The organism is Methylobacterium sp. 17Sr1-1, assembly GCF_003173775.1.
In the GTDB taxonomy this organism is placed as follows: Bacteria; Pseudomonadota; Alphaproteobacteria; order Rhizobiales; family Beijerinckiaceae; genus Methylobacterium.
On record NZ_CP029552.1, the window covers coordinates 1,423,405 to 1,448,602 of the forward strand.

Below are 25,198 nucleotides of genomic sequence, written 5' to 3' on the forward strand. Positions count from 1 at the left end.
TATTCCCGCCCACACCCGGGCGGCGTCCCCGTTCCCGCCGGGCCGGCCGGCACGGCGATTGCGACGCGGGCCCCGGACCTTTAGGGTTTCGGCGGAGTATCCGTGGTTCTCAGTCGGCGTTCGTCGCGGCGTTTTTTCGGAGGTGAGCATGACCGCAGCGGTGGAGGAAGCGCTGCGCCGCCTCGAAGCCTCGGTGGCCCTGCTCGAATCCGCGGTGGCGCGCCGGCTCGATGCGGAGCGCAGCCACAGCGACCTCGAGACCGAGCTGGAGATCATGCGCGACGACCGGGCCCGGCTCGCGGCGGAGCTCGACGGCGCGACGGCGCGCCTCGCCGAGATGCAGTCGGTGACCGAGGACGTCGACCATCGCCTCGGCCGCGCCATCGGCACCGTCGAGGGCGTGCTCGGCCGCACCGGCGAGCGGGGCGAAGGGTGACGGCCCGCAACCCGCCCCTCCCGCACCGGCATTCCCCGCGTTCGACGACGGTACCCGTGCCCAAGGTGACCCCATGCCTCAAGTGACCGTCACCATCGCCGGCAAGACCTACCGCATGGCCTGCGGCGAGGGCGAGGAGCGCCACCTCGAAGGGCTGGCCGCGAGCTTCGACGCCCGCATCGGCGACATGCGCAAGGCCTTCGGCGAGATCGGCGACATGCGCCTGCACGTGATGGCGGCGCTCACCCTCGCCGACGAGCTGGCCGAGACCAAGCGCCGGATGGAGGCGATGGAGCGGGAGACCGCGTCCTTGCGCGAATCCACCGATGCCGGCAGCGCCGAGCGCGAGGCCTCCGAGGCGCGCCTCGCCGAGACCGTGCAGCGCACGGCGGAGCGGATCGAGCGGCTGGCGCGGCGCCTGGGGCCGGTGCCGGGAGGCGCGCAGGGCGGCTGAGGCCGCCCGCCATCACCGCCGCGCCGTCGAGCCCCGGGCGATCAGCCGCCCGCTGAGCACCACCTTGCGCACCGGCTGGCCGGGGGTCTTCAGCCGGTCGAACAGGAGCCCGATCGCCTGGGCGCCGATCTCGGCGACGGGCTGCTCGATCACCGTCAGGCCGGGCTCGACCAGCTCGGTCCAGGGCTCGTTGTCGAACCCCGCGAGCGCGATCCCGCCGGGCCAGGCGACTCCCGCCGCACGGGCCGCCCGCACCGCCCCCATCAGGATCAGGCCGTTCGAGACGATGAGCGCCTCGGGTCTCGCCGGCTCGGCGAGCCAGCGCGCCACCTCGGCCTGAGCCGGCTCGGCCTCGGGCGGCACGTTGCGCATCTGCGGTGCGAGCCGGTGCCGGCGCATCGCCGCGAGGTAGCCGTCGCGGCGCTCCTCCGCGGTCGAGCTGGTGGAGCCGAACAGCCCGGCGATGCGGGAATAGCCCTGCTCCACCAGGTGGTCGACGAGGGCCGCGCCCGCCGCCACGTTGTCGAGCACCACCCCGTCATGGCCGCCGGGCGGGCCGGTGCGGTCGATCAGCACCAGAGGGAACGCGAAATCGTCCGGCCGCAGCCGCTCGGCGGTGCGGCGGGTCGGCGCGAAGACGACGCCGGTGACCCGCTCCTCCTGCATCAGGCGCAGGTACAGGGCCTCGCGCTCGGCATCCTCGCCGGTGTTGCACAGGATCAGCCGCATCCCGGCCTGGTAGGCCGCGTCCTCGACCGCCCGGCTGACCGCGGTGAAGAACGGGTTGCGGATGTCGGCGACGATGAGCCCGATGGTCTGGGCCGATTGCGAGCGCAGGCGGCGGGCCGACAGGTTCGGGCGGTAGCCGGTCGCCCGCACCGCCGCCTCGACCTGCTCGCGCAGGGCGTCGCTGACCGGGCCCTTGCCCAGAGCCCGCGACACGGTCGCGGTGGAAACGCCCGCCGCGCGGGCGACGTCACGGATGCCGACGGTCATCGCCTCGAAAACGTTTTCAGCCTCGTCACATCAGTTGTGACAGCCGGGCGCGCCCTGTGCAAGTCCTGACACGGACCGCGATAGGGGCGGGCCGCAGATTGCGCCTTGACGCAACGACTGAAAACGTTTTCATAGGCGCCAAGGAAAACCCGAACGCTTTCCGGGAGGAAGCCCGCCATGCTCGCGCCGACACCGCCGCTGACGCCGCGCATCCTGATCCGCACCGCCGCCACGCTCGCGACCAAGGAGGCCGCCATCCGCGAGGCGGCCCAGCTCCTCGTCGCTGCCGGCTGCATCGACCCGGCCTACGAGGCCAGCATGCTGCGCCGGGAGGGGGTGGCGAACACCTATCTCGGCCACGGCGTGGTGATCCCGCACGGCATGGTCGACGACCGGGCGCTGGTGCGCGAGAGCGGCCTCGCCGTGCTCCAGGTGCCCGGCGGCGTCGCCTGGCACGACGGGCAGGACGCCCATCTGGTGGTGGCGATCGCCGCCCAGTCCGACACCCACATCACGGTCCTGCGCCGCCTCACCCGGCTGATCCAGGACGAGGCCCGGCTCGAGCGCCTGCGCACCACGACCGACGCCGCCGAGATCGCCGCGGCGCTCGCCGAGGACGCCGCCGCCTCCGGCAGCGCCGGCCCGGCCGCCGACCTCGCCCAGAGCTTTACCTGGACCGTCGACTATCCCACCGGCCTGCATGCCCGCCCGGCCTCGTCCTGGGTCGAGGCGGCCCGCACCAGCTCCGCCCGGATCCAGGTCCGCCACGGCGCCGAGGTGGCGGATGCCAAGAACCTCATCTCGCTGCTCCAGCTCGGCCTGCGCGCCGGCGACGAGGCGGTGATCTCCGCCGAGGGCGACGACGCGCCAGCGGTTCTCGCCCGGCTCAAGGCCGTGGTCACCGGCCTCTCGGCCGGCGAGAAGGCGGCCGCCGCCCGCGCGGCGGAGGCCGCCGCCAAGGCCGCCGCCCCGGTGGCGGGCTGGAACCCGGCCGATCCCTGCCAAGTCATCCCCGGCATCGGCGCGAGCCCGGGCCTCGCCATCGGGCCGATCCACGTCCTCGGCCCCACCGAGGTTGCGGTCCCGGACGAGCCCGAGCCGCTGACGCGCGGCGGCGACCGGCTGCACGCGGCGCTCGAATCGACGGCGGCCCAGCTCAAGGCCCTCGCCGACGATACCGGCCGGCGCCTCGGCCAGGCCGATGCGGGGATCTTCAAGGCGCAAGCCGACCTCATCGCCGACACCGACCTGATCACGCTCGCCTGCCAGCTGATGGTCGAGGGCCACGGCGTCGCCTTCGCGTGGCACCGGGCGGTGGAGCGGATGGCCGGCCAGCTCTCGGCGCTGGGCAACCCGGTGCTCGCCGCCCGCGCGGCGGACCTGCGCGACGTCGGCCGCCGGGTGCTGGCGCAGATCGACCCCGCGCTCCGATCCGGCCACGCCCTGCCGGACGAGCCCTGCATCCTGCTCAGTCCCGACCTCGCGCCCTCCGACACCGCCGGGCTCGATCCGGCCCGGGTGCTCGGGCTCGCGACGGCACAGGGAGGCCCGACCTCCCACACCGCGATCCTCGCCCGGACGCTGGGGATTCCGTCGGTGGTGGCGGCCGGACCCGGCCTGCTCGCTCTGCCGGCCGGGCAACGCGCGATCCTCGACGGCACCGCCGGACGGCTCTACCTGGACCCGAGCGAGCGCGACCTCGCCTCGGCCCAGGCCTGGCGCGAATCCCTGCGGACGACGCAGGAGGCGGAAGCCCGCGAGCGCGGCCTGCCGGCCCGCACCCGCGACGGACACGCCCTCGCCATCGGCGCCAACGTCAACACGCCCGACCAGGTGCCCTTCGCCCTATCGCAGGGCGCCGAGGGCGTCGGCCTGATGCGCACCGAGTTCCTGTTCCTGGAGCGCGGCGACACCCCGGACGAGGACGACCAGTACGCCACCTACCGGGCGATGCTGGAGGCGCTCGCCGGCCGCCCGCTGATCGTGCGCGCCCTCGATATCGGCGGCGACAAGCAGGTGCCCCACCTCGCCTTGCCGAAGGAGGAGAATCCCTTCCTCGGCGTGCGCGGCGCCCGGCTGCTGCTGCGCCGGCCCGACCTGATGGAGCCGCAGCTGCGCGCCCTCTACCGCGCCGCGAAGGATTGCGTGCCGGCGGACGCCCCGACCGGCAAGGACGCGCCGCTCTCGATCATGTTCCCGATGATCACCTCGGTCCCCGAGGTCACGGCCCTGCGCGCGGCCTGCGAGCGGATCCGGGCTGAGATCGGCGCGCCGCAAGTGCCCATCGGCATCATGATCGAGGTACCGGCGGCGGCGATCCAGGCCGATGCGCTCAGCCGCCATTGCGACTTCTTCTCGATCGGCACCAACGACCTGACCCAGTACGCCCTCGCCATCGACCGCCAGAACACCGAGCTGGCGCCGGAGGCCGATTCGCTCCACCCGGCGGTGCTGCGCCTGGTGCGGATGACCTGCGAGGGCGCCGCCCGGCACGGGCGTTATGTCGGGGTCTGCGGCGGCATCGCCGGCGACCCGTTCGGGGCCGGGCTGCTCGCGGGCCTCGGCGTGCACGAGCTCTCGATGACGCCCCGCGACCTGCCGGCCGTGAAGGCGCGCCTGCGCGCCGCCTCGCTCGACGAGCTGAAAGCCTTGGCGGATGAGGCCTGCGCGCAAGCGGACGCCGCGTCGGTGCGAGCCCTCGACCGTTCGGAGACTCACCGGTGACCCGCATCCTCACCCTCACCCTCAACCCGGCGATCGACCGCACCGTCACCCTCGACCGGCTGGCGCCGGGCGAGGTCCACCGCGCCCGCGCGGTCCGCGACGATGCCGGCGGCAAGGGCATCAACGTGGCGAGCTGCCTCGCCGATTGGGGTCTTTCGGTCGCCGCCGCCGGCGTGCTCGGCTCCGGCAACGCCGCCGCCTTCGAGGCCCTGGTCATCGCCAAGGGCATCGAGGACCGCTTCGTCTGGGTACCGGGCGAGACCCGCACCAACCTGAAGCTCGTCGATCCCGCCGGCACCACCGACGTCAACCTGCCGGGCCTCGCCCTCGACCCGTCGACCCTGCGGGCGGTGCGGGCGCTCCTCGCCGAGGCCGCCGGCCCGGACACAATCGCGGTGCTGGCCGGCAGCCTGCCGGCGGGCGCCGAGCCCGGCCTCTATGCCGAGCTGACGGCGGAGCTGAAGGCCCGGGGCGCCCGGGTGCTGCTCGACGCCTCCGGCCCGGCGCTCGCCGCCGCCCTCGCCGCCGAGGTGCTGCCCGATGCGGTCAAGCCGAACCGGCACGAGCTGGAGGAATGGGCCGGCCGCCCCCTCCCCGCCCTCGCCGACGTGGTCGCGGCGGCGCGCGGCCTGGTGGCGCGCGGCATCCCGCTCGTTGTGGTGTCGCTCGGCGCGGACGGTGCGGTGTTCGTGCGCGACGGGGAAGCGCTGCACGCGCTCCCGCCCGGCATGGAGGTGGCGAGCACCGTCGGGGCCGGCGACGCCCTGGTGGCCGGGCTGGTGGCGGGCCTGTGCGCGGGCACGAGCCTCGCCGACACCGCCCGGCTGGCGCTGGCTTTCGCGGCCGGCAAGCTGACCCGGGCGGGGGCCAACCTGCCGGGGCGCGAGGCGGTCGAGGTAATAGCGAAGGACATCGCGGTGCGCGCGCTGGAGGCGTGACACGGGTCGTTACCGTTCCACTCGCGACCTCATCCTGAGGTGCCGCGCAGCGGCCTCGAAGGAGGGCTCCAGGGATCTCCGCGGCTTCTGGAGGCCTCCTTCGAGGCTCCCTACGGTCGCACCTCAGAATGAGGTCGAGGGTGGGATGGAAGGATTGGTTTCGGGCCAACCGAAGACTGCTTCGTTCGGCAACCACAACACATCCCAGGAGGAACACCCCATGACCCACTTGGTGGCCGTCGTCGGCGGCGATCTCAGCACCCACGCGGTGCTGGCGGCCGAGGCCCTGCGCCGGGCGGCGGGGCGGCGCAACCAGCGCCTCGACCTCGAACTGCGCGGCCGCGGCGCGACCGGCGCGCCCTTGAGCGAGGGCGCGATCCAGGGCGCCGACGCGGTGCTCCTCGTCGGGACCGGCGATCTCGGCGAGGGCCGGTTCGGGCGCTTGAGCCGCGCCAAGGCGGCGATCGAGGACGTGCTCACCGACGTCGACGGGGTGATCGACCGGGCGCTCGCGGGCAGAAGCCCCGGCGCGAAGCCGGGCGCTGCGCCGGAGACGAGCGGGCCCAAGCGCATCGTCGCCATCACCTCCTGCCCGACCGGCATCGCCCACACCTTCATGGCGGCGGAAGGGATCCAGGCCGCCGCCCAGGCGCTGGGCCACGCGGTGCGGGTCGAGACGCAAGGCTCGGTCGGCGCCCGCGACGCCCTGACGCCGGACGAGATCGCGGCGGCAGACATCGTGCTCATCGCTGCCGATACCGGGGTCGATCGCGGGCGCTTCGCCGGCAAGCGGGTCTACGCCACCACCACCAAGGCGGCGATCCGCGACGGCAAGGGGCTGATCGCCACCGCCCTGAAGGACGCCGAGCGGCAGGGCGAGGCCGCGGCCGAAGCCGGCCCCGCCCGCCCGGCCGCCGCGGAGAAAAAGGCCGGCGCCTACAAGCACCTGATGACCGGCGTGTCGTTCATGCTGCCCTTCGTGGTGGCGGGCGGCCTCCTGATCGCGCTCGCCTTCGCCTTCGGGGGCATCGACGCGATGTCGCCGGAGAACAAGGGGAGCTTAGGCTTCGCGATGGGCGAGATCGGCGCCAAGGCGGCCTTCGCGCTGATCGTGCCGGCGCTCGCCGGCTACATCGCCTACTCGATCGCCGACCGGCCGGGCATCGCGCCGGGGATGATCGGCGGCATGCTGGCGGCCAATCTCAACGCCGGCTTCCTCGGCGGCATCGTGGCGGGCTTCATCGCCGGCTACACCGTGTCCACCTTGAGCCGTACGATCCGTCTGCCGAAGAACCTGGAGGGCCTCAAGCCCGTCCTGATCCTGCCGCTCCTCGGCACGCTCGTGACCGGCCTGCTGATGGTCTACGTCGTCGGCGTGCCGGTGGCGGCGCTCCTCGCCGCGCTCACCGGCTGGCTCAAGGGCATGCAGGGCGCGAGCGCGCTGCTGCTCGGCCTGATCCTCGGCGCCATGATGGCGGTCGACATGGGCGGGCCGATCAACAAGGCGGCCTACGCCTCCTCCGCCGCGCTGATCTCCTCGGGCATCTACGCCCCGATGGCCGCCGTGATGCTCGCCGGCATGACCCCGCCGCTCGGCATCGCGCTCGCCACCCGGCTCTTCCCCGGCCGCTTCAGCGAAGCGGAGCGCGAGGCCGGCAGCGCCGCGGCGGTTTTGGGCGCGGCCTTCATCACCGAGGGGGCGATCCCCTTCGCGGCCGCCGATCCCCTGCGGGTGATCCCGGCCCTGGTAGCCGGCTCGGCGGTGGCGGGCGCCCTGTCGATGACCCTCGGGGTGGCGCTCCGCGTCCCCCATGGCGGCCTGTTCGTGCTGCCGATCCCGAACGCGATCACCCCGGTGCTCGGCGCGGTGGTGGCCCTCGTCGCCGGCACCGTCATCACGGCCGTGCTGGTGGGCGTGTTCAAGAAGCGGGCGGCCTGACCAGCCGCATGCCCACGGCGACGATCCGACACGGCCCCGACCCTGCGGATCGTCGCCGCCCGTACCTTTTCCTGATAGACGAGGAGGCTCGCCCGCGCTCCCGCGGGTCGTTGCTTGACCTGTGTCGGAATGGACTACGCGGCGACATGACGGTGATCGGGCAGGTCACGCTGGACCTGGTCCACGCGGTGAAGGCGGCACACAGCACGGCCGAGATCGCGGCGATCCTGATCCGCGCCGGCGGGATCTTCGGCTACGAGCACTTCGCCATCGCGGGCCTGCCGCGGAGCACCGGCGAGACCCTGCCCGACCTGCTGCTGATGCACTGGCCGGCGGAATGGGCGGCGCGCTACGTCGCGCAGGGTTATATCCGGCACGACCCGGTGGCGGCGCATGTGCGGCGCACCACCACGCCGTTCCTGTGGTCGGAGGTCGCGATCGAGCACGGCGCGGTCCTGGCCCGGCGGATCATGGACGAGGCGCGCGCCTTCGGCCTCGGCGACGGCTTCTGCGTGCCGATCCACGACGTCGACGGCACCGAGAGCGTCGCCTCGTTCGGTGCCCCGCGGATGGACCTGTCGGAGGAGGCCCGGGCCGGGCTGCACCTGCTGGGAATCTACGCCCACCTCGCCGCGCGCCGCCTCGGCCCGGCCGAGCCGGCGAGGGCCACCCGCGCAGGCGGGTCGATGCCTTGCCGGACGCGCAACGTCACACGCAGCGCGCGGGATATCGCCGGCGGGACCGGCCGGGAGACCTCATACGAGATCCGATCGGTCGCTTCAGGCGATCCTGTCGGATCGCTCACGCAATGCGGATTTCGGCTTCGCTCAGACGCCGCGTGAGCTGATGATACGAATTCCGGAAGGAATCGTCCGGAATTCGTATTACTCGACCCCGGCCGGGGGCTTGAGCGTCGCGCCGATGCGCGAGGAGACGATCACCGCCTGGGTGCGGCTCTCGACGCCGAGCTTCTGCAGGATTGCCGAGACGTGGGCCTTCACGGTCGCCTCCGACACGCCGAGCTCGTAGGCGATCTGCTTGTTGAGCAGGCCCTCGGACAGCATCATCAGCACCCGCACCTGCTGCGGCGTCAGGGTGGCGAGGCGGCGCATCAGGTCGGCCGTCTCCTTGTCCTCGGAGGCCGACAATTCGATGTCCGGCGGCGACCAGTTGCCGCCGGCCAGCACCTGCCCGATCGCCTCGCCGATGCGGTCGACCTCGAGGGATTTCGGGATGAAGCCGGCGGCACCGAAATCGAGGGCGCGGCGGATCACGACCGGGTCCTCGTTGGCCGAGACGATCACCACGGGGATCGCCGGGTGCTGCGCCCGCAGGTAGATCAGGCCGGAGAAGCCCTGCACCCCCGGCATCGTGAGATCGAGCAGCACGAGATCGATCTCGGGCTCCCGGTCGAGGATCGCCGTCAGCGGCTCGAGCCCGCTCGCCTCGATGATCCGGGCGCCGGGCATGATCGCCGTCACGGCGCCGCGCAGCGCACCGCGAAAGAGCGGGTGGTCGTCCGCGACGACGATGGTGGTCTCGGAACCCAACGCACTCCCCACCACGGCACCCGCGCTCCTTGGCGCTTCTCGGCCTACTTCTTTTGTCTCTATAGCTTTTTTGGCGGGGTTGAAACCGGAGCGTGTGCGCTATCCACGCCAGCCCGGCCGTGGCCGAGTGCGCAGGAGGCCACGCCGGCGCGCCGGCGGTCGTCCGCCCCGGGAAACGCGCATCCGAACCGGATCTCCCGGCATAGGCCGGCCCCGTCTGCGTCATCGTGGGAATGCGGCACCGTCGACGCCCGCACTGGGAGTTCGCCGGGCGCCCCCTACCCTCGTCCCGACCCGCAATGCTCGCACCGGCCCCCGCGGCCGGCGCACCGCCCGGCCCGGAGGCGTACCCGACGATGGCCCACAATGCACCGGATCACGACCCCCCGGACCGGGATCTGCCGGACCTGCCGCCGGAAGCGTTCGCGAAGCGCGACCGCACGCCCGATCCGCTGTTCTACGAACACCCCCGCTTCGTGACCCATATCGACGCCGCCGCGATCGCGGCGGTGACGGACCTGTACCGGGAGGTGGTCCCGCCGGGCGGCGACGTCCTCGACCTGATGTCGAGCTGGGTCAGCCACCTGCCGGACGAGGTCGCCTATGCCAGCGTCGTCGGCCATGGCCTGAACGCCGCGGAACTCGCCGCCAATCCGCGCCTGACCCGGCGTTTCGTGCAGGATCTCAACGCCGCGCCGCACCTGCCCCTCGACGCGGCGAGCGTCGACGCCGCCCTGATCTGCGTCTCGGTGCAGTACCTGCAGCGGCCGGTGGCCGTCCTCTCCGAGGTCGCCCGCGTGCTGCGCCCCGGCGCCCCGGTGGTGATCTCGTTCTCGAACCGCTGCTTCCCGACCAAGGCGGTGGCCGTCTGGCACGGGCTCGACGTCGCGGGCCAGGTCCAGCTCGTCGGCCTGTATCTCGAACGCGCCGGCTTCACCCGCATCGAGGGATGGGCGCTGCGGCCCGAGGGCGGTCCCGGCGACCCGATGACGGCGGTGATCGGCCGGGTTCCGGCGGCCTGAGGAACCCCGGCCCCGGCGCAAGGGACCGCGCGGGCGTCACGGGCCGGCGCCGTCGGGCCCTGCCCTCTCGCCCGGAGCGCGGGCGGGGAACCAGTTGCCGTGGAACCCCGGCGGGATCCGGTGCCCGAGGCGGATCGTGGCGACGGGCGGGGCCTCGAACCTTCGCGCGTCGAGGACGACGAAGTCCGTCGTGTCGCGTGCGGTGTCGATGACGAGCCCGACGAGCCAGCCCTCGTCCTCGCCGGCCTCAGGGTTCGCCGGCACGAAGACGAACTCGCCCGGGATCCGGTCGGCACCGAAATCGTGCACCCGGCGCTCGCCCGTCTCCAGATCGTGCCGGTAGAGCTGCGTCGCCCCGGCGAGCTGCGTGTTGCCGTCGGCCGGGACGCTGACCGTGTAGAGGAGGTGGTGGCGCTGCCCGAGGCGCCGCTCGTCGATGCGGGGGAATTCCTGCGCCGCCGGATCGAGGATCCGCCGCACGACTCGCCGCGTCGCGGGGTCGATCGTCCAGCGTTCGAGCCGGCCCGGGCCGTCGAACCCGCCCCCGGCCGCGGTGAACACCGTGTCGTAGGCGACGACGTCGAGGATCACCCGCCCGTCGGCGGCGTCGTAGGCATTGGCGGTGTGGAACACGAAGCAGGGCTCGACCTCGCACCAGACGACGTCGGCGCCGTCGCCCCGCCTGGGCAGCAGGCCGACCCGGGCCCGGTGGCCGGGATTCCAGCGGAACGGGAAGCGGTAGCCGGCGAGCAGCGCCCCGAAGGAGAACGTGACCGGCAAATCGAGCACGATCGCGAAGCGCGCCGTGATCGCACAGTCGTGGATGCAGGGGCCGTGCTCGACCGCCACGGGCACGTCCCGCACGACCTGCCCGGCCGGCGAGATGACGACGTGGCGGACGCGGTCCCAGACGCGGCCGTCATAGGCGATCGCGTGGGTCTCGCCGGTCAGGGGATCGCAGTGCGGATGCCCGGTGAACGAGCCGGCGAGCGTCCCGTCGAACGGGTTGTAGCGCTGGTTCTCCAGGGTCCGCGAGAGCTCGACGGGGGTGCTGCCGGCCTCGACGACCGCGAAGATCCGGCCGCCGATCTCGACGACGTTCGTGTTGACGGTGTCGTCGCCCCGCCGCGGCCCGGGAGCGGCCGGCCGTCCGAGCGCCGCGGCGGCGTGGCGCGAGCCGATCCAGCGGTTGCGGTACCACAGCGCCCGGCCGCCCTCGATCGCGAGACCGTGCACCATGCCGTCGCCGAGGAACCAGTCGTGGCCCCGCCGCGCCGGACGGACGGGATTGGCCCCCATCTTGAGGTAGAGCCCGTCGAGGCCGGGCGGGATCGTCCCGGCGACGGGCAGGTCCTGCAGCGTCAGCTCCTCGCGCATCGGTTCGTGGACGCCGACCACGAAGGGATGTCGCGCGCCGGGCAGGCGCAGCCGGTTGCAGGCCGCCCACAGGCCGACGCCGACCTCGGCGGCGGCGCGCACCACCGACTGGATACGTTTCGACATCAGCGGCGATCTCCGGAACGGATGGCGGGCCGGATCGTCGTCGCGACGGGTCCGCCCCCGGGCCGCCGGAGGAGGACCGAAGGGCCGACGCGCGGGCCGCCCGGGAGGACGATCATGTCCGAGGATACCGAAATGCGTCGCGCCTTGCTCAGTGCCCACAGGGACGCAGCGGGTCCGTCAGCGGCGCCGGCGCACCGCTCGCGACGTCGTCCGGCAGCGCCGTTCCGGGAATCCGGGATTAAACGAGGCTCTCGCACGTCACCTCAGAGACGCCATCACGCCACGGAGCACCTGTGAGCATCGGACTGATCGCCCTGCTGGACGATGTCGCGGCCCTCGCCAAGACGGCCGCGGCCTCCCTCGACGACATCGCCGGGCAGGCCAGCAAGGCGGGCGCGAAGGCCGCCGGCGTCGTCATCGACGATGCCGCGGTCACGCCGCGCTACGTCGTCGGCTTCGCGGCCGACCGGGAACTGCCCATCGTCGGCCGGATCGCGGTGGGCTCCCTGCGCAACAAGCTCCTGATCCTGCTGCCCGGCGCGCTCGCGCTCAGCGCCCTGGCGCCCTGGGCGATCACCCCGCTGCTCATGCTGGGCGGCGCCTATCTCTGCTACGAGGGCACCGAGAAGGTCTACGAAGCCCTCGTCCCCCACCAGGCCCATGCCCACGAGGACCAGCTCGGAGCCGGCCCGGGAGCGGACCGGACGCTGGAGGACCGGCGCGTCGCGAGCGCCATCAAGACCGACTTCATCCTCTCCGCGGAGATCATGGCGATCACCCTCGCGGCCATTCCGGAGGGGAGCTTCTGGACGCGGGCCGCCGTCCTGGCGATCGTGGCCGTGGGCATCACCGCGGCCGTCTACGGCACCGTCGCCCTGATCGTGAAGGCCGACGATGCCGGCCTCGCGCTCGCCGGCAATGCCTCGCCCTCGCCTCTCGGACGCCTCAGCCGGGGCGTCGGACGCGCCGTGGTGAAGGGCATGCCCGGCCTGCTCAAGCTGCTGGCTGTCGTCGGCACGGCCGCGATGATCTGGGTAGGCGGCGGCATCCTGATCCACGGCCTGGAAGGCTACGGCCTGTCGGGTCCGGCCCATGCGATCCACGGGGCCGCCACATACGTCGCAGCGCTGTTTCCGGCGGCCGGGGGGTTGGTGGAGTGGCTGGTCACGGCGACGGCATCAGGGCTCGTCGGGCTGGTCGTCGGCGGTCTCCTGATCCCGATCACCGGCTTCGTTCTGGTGCCGGCGTGGCAGAGCCTCGCGCGGTCCCGCCATCGTGCCGCCTGAGGTGCCGCACCGCGCCGCGTCCGGATCGTCGTCCGGCGCTGCCGGTGACATCCACAGAGATCCGATCTCAAGCGGCTGATTTTACAGTCAAGTTTTTGAGCGCGGGATCTCCCCTCTCTCCGCGGGCGGGGAGAGGGCTGCGTCACCGTCCAGGGGATGCAGCAAGCGCAGGCGCAGCCGGAGCGAGGGTGAGGGGGTGGTGCCGGATAAGGCTCCTCCGGAAACACCCCTCACCCTCGCGGCGAACCTGCGGTTCGCTGCTCGGGCTTGCCGAGCCACCTGGACGGCGGCTCGGCCCTCTCCCCGCGCCAGATCGAGAACTGTTCGTCGACGGTTGCAACAAGGACAGACAGCGGGCTCTCAGCCCGCGAGGACCCGCCGGGCCGCCGCCAGGTTCGCCCGCACATGGTCCTCGGGCGCGGTGGTGCCGGTGATCGGCACCTCGATCGACAGGGACGCCGTTGCCGGCAACGCCGCGACCAGCGCCCGCAGCGGCAGCGCCCCGTCTCCCGGGGCCAAGCGCCCGGCCCGGGCCTCCTGGATGATCGCGTCCGTCGATCGCGGCGCCTCGGCCGGAGCGTCGCAGAGCTGCGCGTGGCGGATCAGGCCGGGCGGCACGGCGCGTACATCCTCGGGCGAGCCGCCGGTCCGGGCGAGGTGGAGCGCGTCGACGAGGACGCCGCCATTCGGCCGGCCGGCGGCCTCGACCACCCGGACGGCATCGGGCAGGCAGGCAACCTGCCGCCAGGCCATGCATTCGAGGTCGACGCTCAGGCCGAACCCGGCCGCGAGGTCGCAGAGCTCGGCGAAGCGGGCGACGAGGCGCGGGCGATCGGGGTCGTCGCCGCACACGCTCAGGCGCCGGGCGCCGAGCCCCGCGGCTGATTCGAGGATGCCGGCGAGCGAGGCCGGAACGAAATCCTCAGACAGCGTGACGAACTCGATGTCGTGGACGCGCAATCCCTCGTCGGCGAGCGCCCGGCGCATCTCTCGGAACGCGTCGCTCCCGGTCGGCAGCGCGTAGGACGGCGCCCCCGGGAAGGCGGGGTAGAGCCGCAGGCCCACCGACGCGCAGCCGGTCCGGGCGCCGAGCCGGACGAGATCGACGGGCGGCACCCCGATGCAGGTGAAGTGGGCGAGGCCGAGCGGCCAGTCGGACGAGGCGTGCATGGTTATCGCTCGAAGGTGGGAATCGCTCGAAGGATCGCGGCGCGGTCGCGCGTGGACAGATCGGAAATCCTCGTCCGCTCAGGGGGCGAGCGTGTCGGCGAGGTGCCGCCGGAGGTTGGTGCCCGTGCGGTGGATGTGCTCGCGCAAGCGGTCGCAGGCGAAGTCGGCGTCGCGCGCGACCGCGCCCTGCGCGATCTCGCTATGCTCCTGGGCGACGTTCCGGTCGCCGCCGGGCGGGCGGCGCAGGAACGAGCGCCGGTAGCGGTCGTTCAGGCTGAGCAGCACGCCGCAGAAGTTGAGCAGCAGCGGCATGCGGCAGCCGGCGATCAGCGTGAGGTGGAACTCCCGGTGATACGCCTCCCACCGCTCCAGCGTGTCGGGCTGCTCCGGGTCCCGCGCGACCCGGTTCATGCGGTGGAGGGCGCGCATCACGTCGCCCTCCCAGTCCACGGTGCCGATCGCGATCGCCTGGCGCAGGGCCAGGATCTCGAACTCCTCGCGCAACCGGGTGATCTCCGCCAGGTTCGAGAGCGAGACCGGCGCGACGCGGTAGCCGCGATTGTCCTCGAACACCACGAGACCGTCGGAGATCAGCCGGGCGAGCGCCTCCCGCAGCGGGCTGAGCGAGACCCCGAAGCTCGCGCGGGCGCGCTCCAGGTTGATCTTGCTGCCCGCTTCGAGCTGGCCGGAGACGATCGCCTCGCGCAGCCGGTCGACGAGCTGGCTCGCCATCGTGTTCTTGCCGTCATCGACCAGGGCGAGGCCCGGCATGGCCGGTGCGGGGGGAGGCCGAACCCCGTCCCGGTCGGCCGCGGCGCGTCGGCTCCTGGCCTCGGTCAAGGCGGTTTCCCTCCCAAGAAATGCGGCATGGCACGCCGTCGACGATCCGTATGAGAAACGATTTTTCTTGTCAATCGCGACGGCGCAGTCCGTACCGGGAATGCCGGAATGCGCCTGGATCCTGGACACGGACGAGCCTTCTCCAGATGCTATAACCCCGCAAAAACGCGGTGTTAGCGAGATTTTCAGTGAAAATCTCGTTCCCTAGGGAGCCTCCGTACCAGCCGTCGTGACACGCTGGCACCGCCTCCCACCCTACAACAACAATCGCTTCTTGACGAATAATCGATGATATGGGACCAGGACGCGGTTTCAGGGAGGCGGAAGCCATGCGCATCGAGCGCCAGCAGGACGTGACGCCGGCCGTACTGGAGGTGATGGCGCGGACACGCGACCCCCGCCTGCGCGAGATCATGACCTCGCTCATCACCCACCTGCACGGCTTCGTTCGCGACGTGCGCCTCACCGAGGCCGAGTTCCGCGACGCCACCGCGATCCTCAACGAGATCGGGGCGCTCGCCTCCGACACCCACAACGAGTTCGTGCTGATGGCCGGCTCGCTCGGCGTGTCGTCCCTCGTCTGCCTCCTGAACAACGGCGACCACGGCAACACCGAGACCTCGCAGTCGCTGCTCGGGCCGTTCTGGCGCCTCAACGCGCCGCGGGTCGAGAATGGCGGCACGATCGTACGCTCCGACACGCCGGGCGATCCGCTCTTCGTCAGCGCCCGCGTGCTCGACGGCGAGGGCCGGCCGATCGCGGGAGCGGGGGTCGACGTCTGGCACGCCTCACCGGTGGGCCTCTACGAGAACCAGGATCCCGAGCAGGCCGAGATGAACCTGCGCGGCAAGTTCACCACCGACGACGCGGGCCGGTTCTGGTTCCGCACGGTGATGATGATCGGCTACCCCATCCCCACCGACGGCGTCGTCGGCCGGCTCCTGGCGGCTCAAGGGCGCCACCCGATGCGCCCGGCCCACCTGCACGCCCTGATCGTCAAGCCGGGCTTCAAGGTGCTGATCTCGCAGGTCTACGACGCCAACGACCCGCACATCGAGTCCGACGTGCAGTTCGGCGTGACCAAGGCCCTCGTCGGCGACTTCGTGCGCCACGAGGAGCCGCATCCGGACGCCCCGGACGCGTCGGCGCCCTGGTACTCCCTCGACTACACCTACGTCATGGAGCCTGGCGAGGCCGTGCTGCCGCGCCCGCCGATCAAGTGAAATTCTGCAAGTGACATTCCGGAGCGAACAGCCGTGCTGAGCGACGACGATCACCGCAAGGCCGCCGAGGCCATCCTCAAGGCCGAGCGCGAGCGGGTGCCCTGCCCGCTTCTCTCCAAGACTTATCCAGGCATGGAGATCGCGGACGCCTACCGCGTCCAGGACCTCTGGGCCGAGGCGCGGATCGCCTCGGGCGCGCGGCTGGCCGGCCACAAGATCGGCCTGACCTCGCGCGCCATGCAGATGGCCTCGAAGATGACCGAGCCGGATTACGGCCGCATCCTCGACGACGCACTCTTCAACGACGGGGCGCAGATCCGCACCGACCTGTTCATCAAGCCGCGGCTCGAGGTCGAGCTCGCCTTCATCATGGGCGAGGACCTGTCGGGGCCGGGCTGCCGCATCTACGACGTGATGCGGGCGACCGAGTTCGTGGTCCCGGCCCTCGAGATCATCGACTACCGGACCGAGGTGCCGCGGGCGATCGTCGATACCATCGCCGACAACGCCGCCTTCGGGGCGATCGTGGTCGGCGGGCGCACGGTCCGGCCCTTCGACGTCGACGTGCGCTGGATCGGCGCGACCTTGTCGCAGAACGGCATCATCGAGGAATCGGGCGTCTCGGCCGCCATCATGGGCCACCCGGCCGCCGGCATCGCCTGGCTCGTCAACAAGCTCGCGGCGGTCGATGCGGGATTGAAGAAGGGGCAGATCGTGCTCGGCGGCTCGTTCACGCGTCCGGTCGACATCAGGAAGGGCGACGTGATCCAGGCCGATTACGGCCCGCTCGGCGCCATCGGCGTCTCCTTCGTCTGAGGCTTGCGATGATCGCGAACCGCTTCAAGCGCGCGGTGCGCGAGGGCCGGCAGCGGATCGGCCTGTGGTGCAGCCTGCCGGGCTCCTAGGCGGCGGAGGCCGTGGCGGGGTCGGCATCCGAGCGGCGTCACGCCGCGCGGATGCCGCACAGCGACACCCTCAGGGTCTCTATCAACTCGTCGGTGCGATAAGGCTTGAACAGCAGGTCGAAGTCGCTCGCATCCTGATCTTCTTCGAGATAGCCGGAGGTCAGCAGAATCGGCATCTGCGGCCATTGCCGGCGGATCACGTGCCCGAGATCGATGCCGGACATCGTGCCCGGCATGTTCACGTCGCTGAAGACGAGAGCGATGTCCCGCTCGCGCTCCAGGATGCCGAGAGCCTCGCTGCCGTCCTGCGCGCTCAGCACCGTGAACGCGAGCGCCTCGAGCGTCGAGATGATGGTCGAGCGGACATCGGCGTCGTCCTCGACCACCAGCACGACCTTGCCCGCACCGTTCACGGCGTTCGCCGCAACATCGGACGCGGGCCGCTCGGCGCTCTCCGACGGGATGATCGTCCTGTCGAGCGCGGGCAGCGTGACCACGAAGCGCGTGCCCTGGCCCGGATTGCTGTCGACCGTGATGGTGCCGCCGCTCTGCTGCACGAAGCCGTACACCATGCTGAGACCGAGACCTGTGCCCTTGCCGACCTCCTTGGTGGTGAAGAACGGCTCGAACACCCGGGCGAGGATCGCGGGCGGCATCCCGGTCCCCGTGTCGGCGACGGTGATGTCGACGCAGCGTGTGCCCTCGGCGTCCTCGGATGCGGGGACGTCGCGGCCCTCGACGCGGATGCCGAGCGTCCCGCCCTCCGGCATGGCGTCCCGCGCGTTGACCGCGAGGTTGATGAGGGCCGCCTCGAACTGGGCGTGATCGACGCAGATCTCCGGGAGCCCGTCGCCGAGATCGGCCGAGATGGTGATCCGCTCGCCGAGCGTCCGCGCGAGGAGCTTGGTCAGGCCGGGGATGAAGCTGGCGAAGTCCAGCGCCCGGGGCTGCAGCGGCGAGCGCCGCGAGAAGGCGAGCAGCCGGCTGGTCAGCTCCGCGCAGCGATGCGCGCCCTCGATGGCGTTCTCGACCCGGCGCAGCGCCTTCTCGTTGTCCTGCAGCGATCCCTTCGCGAGATCGAGATTGCCGATCACGATGCTCAGCATGTTGTTGAAGTCGTGCGCGATGCCGCCGGTCAGGCGGCCGACGGCCTCCAGTTTCGAGGCATGCTGCAGGCTGAGTTCGAGTTCCTTGCGCTCGGTCACGTCGAACCACATCCCGAACAGCTCGGCCGCCGTGCCGTCCTCAGCCCGGTTGACCACGACCTGGTCGAGGATGTGCCGCTCGGTGCCGTCGGCGTTGCGCCAGCGATATTCGAGGGCGGCAGCGCCCGTCTCGGCCAGGGTGCGCAGCTCCCGGAGGACGCGCTCGCTGTCCTCGGGGTCGAGACGGGATTCCCAGAGACCGGAATCCGCGAAGCTGCCGCGCGAGAAGCCGGTGATGCGCTCGATGCTGTCGTTGGTGAAGTGGAGCCGCCGATCCTCGAGCCCGACCGGCGAGGTGTAGAGCGCGATCGGCAGGCCCCGCAGGACGGCGGCCTGGTGCTCCTCGCGCCGGCGCAGGGCCTGCTCGGCTTCCAGCTTTTCGCCCCGCACGCGCAGGTTCTCGAGGAGAAGCTGTTTCTCGGCCGCCGCCTTGCGCTTGATCTCCTCGGTCTTGCGGTAGAGATCGACGAAGACATCGACCTTCGATTTCAGCACGAGCGGCTGGATCGGCTTGAAGACGTAGTCCACCGCGCCGGCCGAGTAGCCGCGGAAGATGTGCATGTCCTCCTTGTTGTGCGCGGTGAGGAACAGGATCGGGACGCAGGAGGTGCGCGGGCGGCTGCGGATCAGGGCGGCGACCTCGTAGCCGTCCATGCGCGGCATCTGCACGTCGAGCAGGATGAGGGCGAACTCCTCCCGCAGGGTTCGGCGCAGGGCCTCCTCGGGCGAGTCCGCCAGCACGAGATCGACCGCCGGATCGGCCAGGATCTCGGACGCGGCGAGCAGGTTGCGCCGGTCGTCGTCGACGATCAGGATTTTGGCCGGGATCTCGGCCCGGATCGCGAGCGGGTCCGGGGACGCGGTGCCCGGGCAGTGCCCGGCGTCGGAACTCATCGGAGTCGGAATGTCAGGCCGCGACGTCACAGCGCCGTCTGCGCCGGTGCCCGCACGCCCTCCCTGATCACGGCCGCGCCGTTCTGGGCGCCGCGCCGCTCCAGCTGGACCCGGAGCGCGGCGAGGAGCTGGTCGACGTCGACGGGCTTCGAGACGTAGTCGGAGGCGCCCGCCTCGATGCACTTCTCGCGGTCGCCCTTCATCGCCTTCGCGGTGACGGCGATGAGCGGCAGGCGGCGGAAGGCGGGCATCGCCCGGATGGCCCGGATCGTCTCGTAGCCGTCCATCCCCGGCATCATGATGTCGATCAGCATCGCGTCGACGGTCGGGTTGGCGGTGAGGAGGTCGATGCCGTCCTGCCCGTTTTCAGCGAACAGGACCGCGAGCCCGTGCTCCTCCAGGGCGCTCGTCAGCGAGAAGATGTTGCGCAGGTCGTCGTCGACCAGGATGACCTGGCAGCCCTGCAGGGTCGCGGTGTCGGCGCCCGCGACGATGATCGGGTCTTCCGGCCCCGCGCTGCCGATCGCCCGGTGCAGGAACAGGGCGGTCTCGTCGAGGAGCCGCTCCGACGAGCGCGTGTCCTTGAGGATGATCGTCGAGGCGGTGTGGCGCAGCTGCTGCTCCTCGGCCGGCGTCAGCTCCCGCCCGGTATAGACGATGATCGGCAGTTCCTCGCCGTCCTGCGAGGCGCGGATCTGCTCGATCAGCTCGGCCCCGCCGAGATCGGGCAGGCCGAGATCGACGATCGCGCAATCGAAGCGCCCGCCCGTCACCGCCTCGAGGGCTGCGGCGGCGGTGCCGACGGCGAAGATCCTGACGTCCTCCTCGCCGAGAAGCGCCGTCATGCTCGCGCGCTGGTTCTCGTCGTCCTCGACGAGCAGGAGGTTGCGCACCGGCCGGGTGATGAACTCCTTCGACCGTTCGAGGGCGCGCAGCAGACCCTCGCGGTCGACCGGCTTCTCCAGGAAGCCGAAGGCGCCCGCGCGCAGGCCGCGCTTCTTCTCGTCGTTGACGGAGATCACGTGGATCGGGATGTGCCGGGTGCGGGAATCGTTCTTCAGGAGGTCGAGAAGCGCCCAGCCGTCCATGTCGGGCAGGCCGATATCGAGGGTGATGGCGTGCGGCGTGAAGCGGTGGGCGAGGCTCAGCGCGCTGGCGCCGTCCTGCGCGATGAGCCCCTTGAACCCGCGCTCGCGGGCGAGCTCCAGCAGCACCGAGGCGAACATCGCGTCGTCCTCGACGATGAGCACGATGTGATCGCCCGCATGGATCGCGTGCCGGTCGTCGGCGGACGCCGAGAGCGCCATCGCGGCGTTGGGCTGGCGCCCCAACGGGGTCGAGGCTCCGTTCGCTTCGGCTCCGTCCGGCGCGCGGCCCGTGACCGCCTGGACCGGCGGCTCGCAGGGCAGGAACAGCGTGAAGGTGCTGCCCGCGCCGAGCCGGCTCTCCACCACGATCTCGCCGCCGAGCAGGCGCGCGATCTCGCGGCTGATCGCGAGGCCCAGGCCCGTGCCGCCGTACTTGCGGCTCGTGGTTCCGTCCGCCTGCTGGAACGCCTCGAAGATGATGCGCTGCTTGTCCTCGGCGATGCCGATCCCGGTATCGGTGACGGAGAGCGCCATCCACCGGCTCCCGGCGCGGAGCGGCGAGCCCTCGGCCGTGCCGATCGTCAAGGACACGCGGCCCTTCTCGGTGAACTTGAAGGCATTGGAGAGGAGGTTGCGCAGGACCTGCTGCAGCCGCTTCGAATCCGTGCGCACCGAGCGCGGCAGGCCGGGCTGAACCGCGATCTCGAAGGCGAGGTGACGCTCCTCGGCGACCTGGCGGAAGGTCCGGTCGAGGTTCTCGACGAGGTCGGGCAAGGCGACGTCGCCGATCTCGAGCGACACCGTGCCGGATTCGATTTTCGACAAATCGAGGATGTCGTTGATCAGCGACAGCAGGTCGGTGCCGGCCGCGTTGATGGTCTTGGCGAATTCCCGCTGCTTGTCCGTCAGGTTGCCGTCACGGTTCTCGGACAGGAGCTTGGAGAGGATCAGCAGGCTGTTGAGCGGCGTGCGCAGCTCGTGGCTCATGTTGGCCAGGAACTGCGACTTGTAGCGCGAGGTCAGGCTCAGCTGCTCGGCCTTCTCCTCCAACGCCGTCTTGGCGACCGAGACCTCGCGGTTCTTGCCCTCGACCTCGCGCTTCTGGATCTCGAGCAGCCGCGCCTTCTCCTCCAGTTCCTCGTTGGTCTGCTGCAGGCGCTCGCGCTGGCTCTTGAGCAGGTCCTCGGATTGCTGGAGCGAGGCGGCCTGGAGCTCCAGGCGGTCGTTGGTCTTCTTCAGTTCCTCCTGGCGGCTCTGCAGCTCGCCGGTCAGCAGCTGGGACTGCTTGAGGAGGCCTTCCGTGCGCATGTTGGCGGCGATCGTGTTCAGCACGATGCCGATCGACTCGGTGAGCTGGTCGAGGAAGGACTGGTGCGTCTCGCTGAACCGGTTGAACGAGGCGAGCTCGATCACCGCGCGCACCTCCTGCTCGAACAGCACCGGCAGCACGATGATGTTGAGCGGCGTCGCCTCGCCGAGCGCCGAGCCGATGGTGACGTAGTCGCCCGGCACGTTGGTGAGCAGGATGCGCTTCTTCTCGTAGGCGCATTGCCCGACGAGGCCCTGGCGCAGGCGGTAGCGGTTCGAGAGGTTCTTGCGCTCGGTGAAGGCGTAGCTCGCCACGAGGTCGAGGATCGGCTCGCCCGCCTCGTCCTCGACCATGTAGAACACCCCGCGCTGGGCGTTCACCAGCGGGGCGATCTCGGACAGGATCAGGTTCGAGACGGTGGCGAGGTCGCGCTCGCCCTGCAGCATGCGGGTGAACTTGGCGAGGTTGGTCTTCAGCCAGTCCTGCTCGGCGTTCTTCAACGTCGTGTCCCGCAGGTTGCGGATCATCTCGTTGATGGTGTCCTTCAGCGCCGCGACCTCGCCCGAGGCCTCGACGGCGATCGAGCGGGCGAGATCGCCCTTCGTCACCGCGGTCGCCACTTCCGCGATGGCGCGCACCTGGGTCGTGAGGTTGGCCGCCAGCTGGTTCACGTTGTCGGTGAGGTCGCGCCACAGGCCGGCGGCGCCGGGCACCCGCGCCTGGCCGCCGAGCTTGCCCTCGACACCGACCTCGCGAGCGACGTTCGTGACCTGATCGGCGAAGGTCGCCAGCGTCTCGATCATCTCGTTGACGGTGTTGGCGAGCGCCGCGATCTCGCCCTTGGCGTCGACCGAGAGCTTGCGCTTGAGATCGCCCTGCGCCACCGCCGTGACGACGCTGGCGATGCCGCGTACCTGGCCGGTGAGGTTGGCCGCCATCATGTTGACGTTGTCGGTGAGGTCCTTCCAGGTGCCGCCGACACCCTTGACCTGGGCCTGGCCGCCGAGCTTGCCCTCGGTGCCGACCTCGCGGGCGACGCGGGTGACCTCCGAGGCGAAGGAGTTCAGCTGGTCCACCATCGTGTTGATGGTCGATTTCAGCTCCAGGATCTCGCCGCGCACGTCGACGGTGATCTTCTTCGACAAATCGCCGTTGGCGACCGCGGTCGTGACCTCGGCGATGTTGCGGACCTGGCCGGTCAGGTTCTCGGCCATCATGTTGACGTTGTCGGTGAGGTCCTTCCAGGTGCCGCCGACGCCCTTGACCTGGGCCTGTCCGCCGAGCTTGCCCTCGATGCCGACCTCGCGGGCGACGCGCGTGACCTCCGAGGCGAAGGAGTTGAGCTGGTCCACCATCGTGTTGATGGTCGATTTCAGCTCCAGGATCTCGCCCTCGACCGCGACGGTGATCTTCTTCGACAAATCGCCGTTGGCGACCGCGGTCGTGACCTCGGCGATGTTGCGGACCTGACCGGTGAGGTTCGCCGCCATCATGTTCACGTTGTCGGTCAGGCCCTTCCAGACGCCGCCGACGCCCTTGACCTGGGCCTGTCCGCCGAGCTTGCCCTCGGTGCCGACCTCGCGGGCGACGCGCGTCACCTCGCTGGCAAAAGAGTTCAGCTGGTCCACCATCGTGTTGATGGTCGATTTCAGCTCCAGGATCTCGCCCTTGACGTCGACGGTGATCTTCTTCGACAGGTCGCCGTTCGCCACCGCGGTCGTCACGTCGGCGATGTTGCGGACCTGTCCGGTCAGGTTCGCCGCCATCAGGTTCACGTTGTTGGTCAGATCGGCCCAGGTGCCGGCCACGCCCTCGACGCGGGCCTGGCCCCCGAGCTTGCCCTCGGAGCCCACTTCCTTGGCGACGCGGGTGACCTCCGAGGCGAAGGAGTTGAGCTGGTCCACCATCGTGTTGATGGTGTTCTTGAGCTCCAGGATCTCGCCCTTGACGTCGACGGTGATCTTCTTCGACAGGTCGCCGTTCGCCACCGCGGTCGTCACGTCGGCGATGTTGCGCACCTGTCCGGTCAGGTTCGCCGCCATCAGGTTCACGTTGTCGGTGAGGTCGGCCCATGTACCGGCCACACCCTTGACCTGCGCCTGCCCACCGAGCTTGCCTTCGGAGCCCACCTCGCGGGCGACGCGCGTGACCTCGCTGGCGAAGGAGTTCAGCTGGTCCACCATCGTGTTGATGGTGTTCTTGAGCTCGAGGATCTCGCCCTTGACGTCGACGGTGATCTTCTTCGACAGGTCGCCGTTCGCCACCGCGGTCGTCACGTCGGCGATGTTGCGCACCTGTCCGGTCAGGTTCGCCGCCATCAGGTTCACGTTGTTGGTCAGATCGGCCCAGGTGCCGCCGACGCCCTCGACCTGCGCCTGACCCCCGAGCTTGCCCTCGGTGCCGACCTCGCGGGCGACGCGCGTGACCTCGCTGGCAAAAGAGTTCAGCTGGTCCACCATCGTGTTGATGGTCAGCTTGAGGGCCAGGATCTCGCCCTTGACGTCGACCGTGATCTTCTTCGACAGGTCGCCGCGGGCGACCGCGGTCGTGACCTCGGCGATGTTGCGGACCTGGCCGGTCAGGTTCTCGGCCATCATGTTGACGTTGTCGGTGAGATCCTTCCAGACGCCGCCGACGCCCTTCACCTGCGCCTGGCCGCCGAGCTTGCCTTCCGTGCCGACCTCCTTGGCGACGCGGGTCACCTCCGAGGCGAAGGAGTTGAGCTGGTCCACCATCGTGTTGATGGTGTTCTTGAGCTCCAGGATCTCGCCCTTGACGTCGACGGTGATCTTCTTCGACAGGTCGCCGCGGGCCACCGCCGTGGTGACGTCGGCGATGTTGCGCACCTGTCCCGTCAGGTTCGCCGCCATCAGGTTCACGTTGTCGGTGAGGTCCTTCCAGGTGCCGCCGACGCCCTTCACCTCGGCCTGCCCGCCGAGCTTGCCCTCCGAGCCGACCTCGCGGGCGACGCGCGTCACCTCCGAGGCGAAGGAGTTGAGCTGATCGACCATCGTGTTGACGACCTTGCCGATCCGCAGGAACTCGCCCCGGAGCGGGCGGCCTTCGATCTCGAGCTGCATGGTCTGGCCGAGATCGCCCTTGGCCACCGCGCCGATGACCCGCGCGACCTCCGTGGTCGGCTGGACGAGATCGCCGATCATGGCGTTGACCGAGTCGACGCACTCGACCCAGCCGCCCGTCGCCGCCGGAAGCTTGCCGCGCTCGCCGATCCGCCCGTCCTTGCCGACGGTGCGCGCCACGCGGTCGAGCTCGCGCGCGAGCCCCTGGTTCAGCTCGACGATGTCGTTGAACGCCTCGGCGATCTCGCCGTCGATCCCCGTCAGGTCGAGGGGCAGGCGCGCCGAGAAGTCCCCCTTCCGGAAGGCCCGCAGGCTCTTGAGGAGAAGCTTCGGCTCGAGCTGCGAGAGCACTGGCGTCATACGGACACACCTGCGGGCGACAAAAACCTACCGCACCGGGGAACGACCTCAGCCTACCTACGCCGTCGGTATCCGACGGGGCACGGTGCTGATTGTCGGCCCTCTCACAGGCGGCGACCCGTGCTAGTAGGGTGGAGTATCTCGGCGCGCAAGATCACCTTGGGGTAAGGCGCGGTAATAGCGCGATACCATTTCGACACATTGGGGCCGTCGTCGCCTCTCGCATCCGTTTACCTTATCCCCTGTCGTGCAATCTGTGGTGAGTACAGGCCCGTA

17 protein-coding genes are annotated in these 25,198 nt (G+C 70.8%); 10 read left to right on the forward strand and 7 right to left on the reverse strand.

Annotated features, from left to right (window positions below; all coding sequences use genetic code 11):
• The first annotated feature begins 148 nt into the window (after positions 1–148).
• Entirely contained in the window at positions 149–436 is a 288-nt protein-coding gene (locus tag DK412_RS06450; RefSeq protein WP_109971275.1) for a DUF4164 domain-containing protein, read from the forward strand.
• A 73-nt stretch (positions 437–509) separates the two neighbouring features.
• Positions 510–890, forward strand: a complete 381-nt coding sequence (locus tag DK412_RS06455; protein ID WP_109971276.1) for a cell division protein ZapA — start codon at positions 510–512, stop codon at positions 888–890.
• Positions 891–902: 12 nt separating this feature from the next.
• Here DK412_RS06455 and DK412_RS06460 read toward each other — a convergent pair whose 3' ends face one another.
• Positions 903–1,886 (reverse strand): LacI family DNA-binding transcriptional regulator, encoded by a 984-nt coding sequence (locus DK412_RS06460; protein WP_109971277.1) that lies wholly within the window; start codon positions 1,884–1,886, stop codon positions 903–905.
• A gap of 177 nt (positions 1,887–2,063) precedes the next feature.
• Here DK412_RS06460 and ptsP point away from each other — a divergent pair, with 177 nt between their 5' ends.
• From ptsP to DK412_RS06480, 4 genes are all read left to right on the forward strand, one after another.
• On the forward strand, positions 2,064–4,610 hold the full coding sequence (gene ptsP, locus DK412_RS06465; protein ID WP_109971278.1) for a phosphoenolpyruvate--protein phosphotransferase: 2,547 nt from the start codon (positions 2,064–2,066) through the stop codon (positions 4,608–4,610).
• Positions 4,607–5,548 (forward strand): 1-phosphofructokinase, encoded by a 942-nt coding sequence (pfkB, locus tag DK412_RS06470; protein ID WP_109971279.1) that lies wholly within the window; start codon positions 4,607–4,609, stop codon positions 5,546–5,548. The genes ptsP and pfkB overlap by 4 nt, the downstream gene beginning before the upstream one ends.
• 220 nt (positions 5,549–5,768) lie before the next feature.
• Positions 5,769–7,487 (forward strand): fructose-specific PTS transporter subunit EIIC, encoded by a 1,719-nt coding sequence (locus tag DK412_RS06475; RefSeq protein WP_109971280.1) that lies wholly within the window; start codon positions 5,769–5,771, stop codon positions 7,485–7,487.
• Between the two features lie 146 nt (positions 7,488–7,633).
• Positions 7,634–8,329, forward strand: a complete 696-nt coding sequence (locus DK412_RS06480) for an autoinducer binding domain-containing protein (RefSeq protein WP_162596131.1) — start codon at positions 7,634–7,636, stop codon at positions 8,327–8,329.
• A gap of 42 nt (positions 8,330–8,371) precedes the next feature.
• Here the strand turns inward: DK412_RS06480 and DK412_RS06485 are convergent, their stop codons facing one another.
• Positions 8,372–9,037, reverse strand: a complete 666-nt coding sequence (locus DK412_RS06485; RefSeq protein ID WP_093568141.1) for a response regulator transcription factor — start codon at positions 9,035–9,037, stop codon at positions 8,372–8,374.
• Positions 9,038–9,393: 356 nt separating this feature from the next.
• On the opposite strand from DK412_RS06485, the gene DK412_RS06490 reads away from it, so the two are divergent.
• Positions 9,394–10,059: a methyltransferase domain-containing protein gene (locus tag DK412_RS06490; protein ID WP_109975097.1), complete on the forward strand. Its 666-nt coding sequence runs from the start codon at positions 9,394–9,396 to the stop codon at positions 10,057–10,059.
• A 36-nt stretch (positions 10,060–10,095) separates the two neighbouring features.
• On the opposite strand, the gene DK412_RS06495 is transcribed toward DK412_RS06490, so the two are convergent.
• On the reverse strand, positions 10,096–11,562 hold the full coding sequence (locus DK412_RS06495) for a carotenoid oxygenase family protein (RefSeq protein ID WP_109971282.1): 1,467 nt from the start codon (positions 11,560–11,562) through the stop codon (positions 10,096–10,098).
• A 293-nt stretch (positions 11,563–11,855) separates the two neighbouring features.
• On the opposite strand from DK412_RS06495, the gene DK412_RS06500 reads away from it, so the two are divergent.
• Complete coding sequence (locus DK412_RS06500; RefSeq protein WP_109971283.1) at positions 11,856–12,848, forward strand: DUF808 domain-containing protein; 993 nt, start codon at positions 11,856–11,858, stop codon at positions 12,846–12,848.
• A 360-nt stretch (positions 12,849–13,208) separates the two neighbouring features.
• On the opposite strand, the gene DK412_RS06505 is transcribed toward DK412_RS06500, so the two are convergent.
• Entirely contained in the window at positions 13,209–14,018 is an 810-nt protein-coding gene (locus tag DK412_RS06505; RefSeq protein ID WP_109971284.1) for a TIM barrel protein, read from the reverse strand.
• Positions 14,019–14,096: 78 nt separating this feature from the next.
• Positions 14,097–14,789, reverse strand: coding sequence for a GntR family transcriptional regulator (locus DK412_RS06510; protein WP_109971285.1), 693 nt, complete (start codon positions 14,787–14,789; stop codon positions 14,097–14,099).
• A 398-nt stretch (positions 14,790–15,187) separates the two neighbouring features.
• Here DK412_RS06510 and DK412_RS06515 point away from each other — a divergent pair, with 398 nt between their 5' ends.
• Complete coding sequence (locus tag DK412_RS06515; protein ID WP_109971286.1) at positions 15,188–16,081, forward strand: dioxygenase; 894 nt, start codon at positions 15,188–15,190, stop codon at positions 16,079–16,081.
• Between the two features lie 33 nt (positions 16,082–16,114).
• Positions 16,115–16,897 (forward strand): 2-oxo-hept-4-ene-1,7-dioate hydratase, encoded by a 783-nt coding sequence (gene hpaH / locus DK412_RS06520; RefSeq protein ID WP_109971287.1) that lies wholly within the window; start codon positions 16,115–16,117, stop codon positions 16,895–16,897.
• Positions 16,898–17,024: 127 nt separating this feature from the next.
• On the opposite strand, the gene DK412_RS06530 is transcribed toward hpaH, so the two are convergent.
• Both DK412_RS06530 and DK412_RS06535 read right to left on the reverse strand, forming a co-directional pair.
• Entirely contained in the window at positions 17,025–19,085 is a 2,061-nt protein-coding gene (locus tag DK412_RS06530; protein ID WP_109971288.1) for a response regulator, read from the reverse strand.
• 26 nt (positions 19,086–19,111) lie between these two features.
• Positions 19,112–24,922: a HAMP domain-containing protein gene (locus DK412_RS06535; protein ID WP_204165511.1), complete on the reverse strand. Its 5,811-nt coding sequence runs from the start codon at positions 24,920–24,922 to the stop codon at positions 19,112–19,114.
• Positions 24,923–25,198 lie beyond the last annotated feature (276 nt).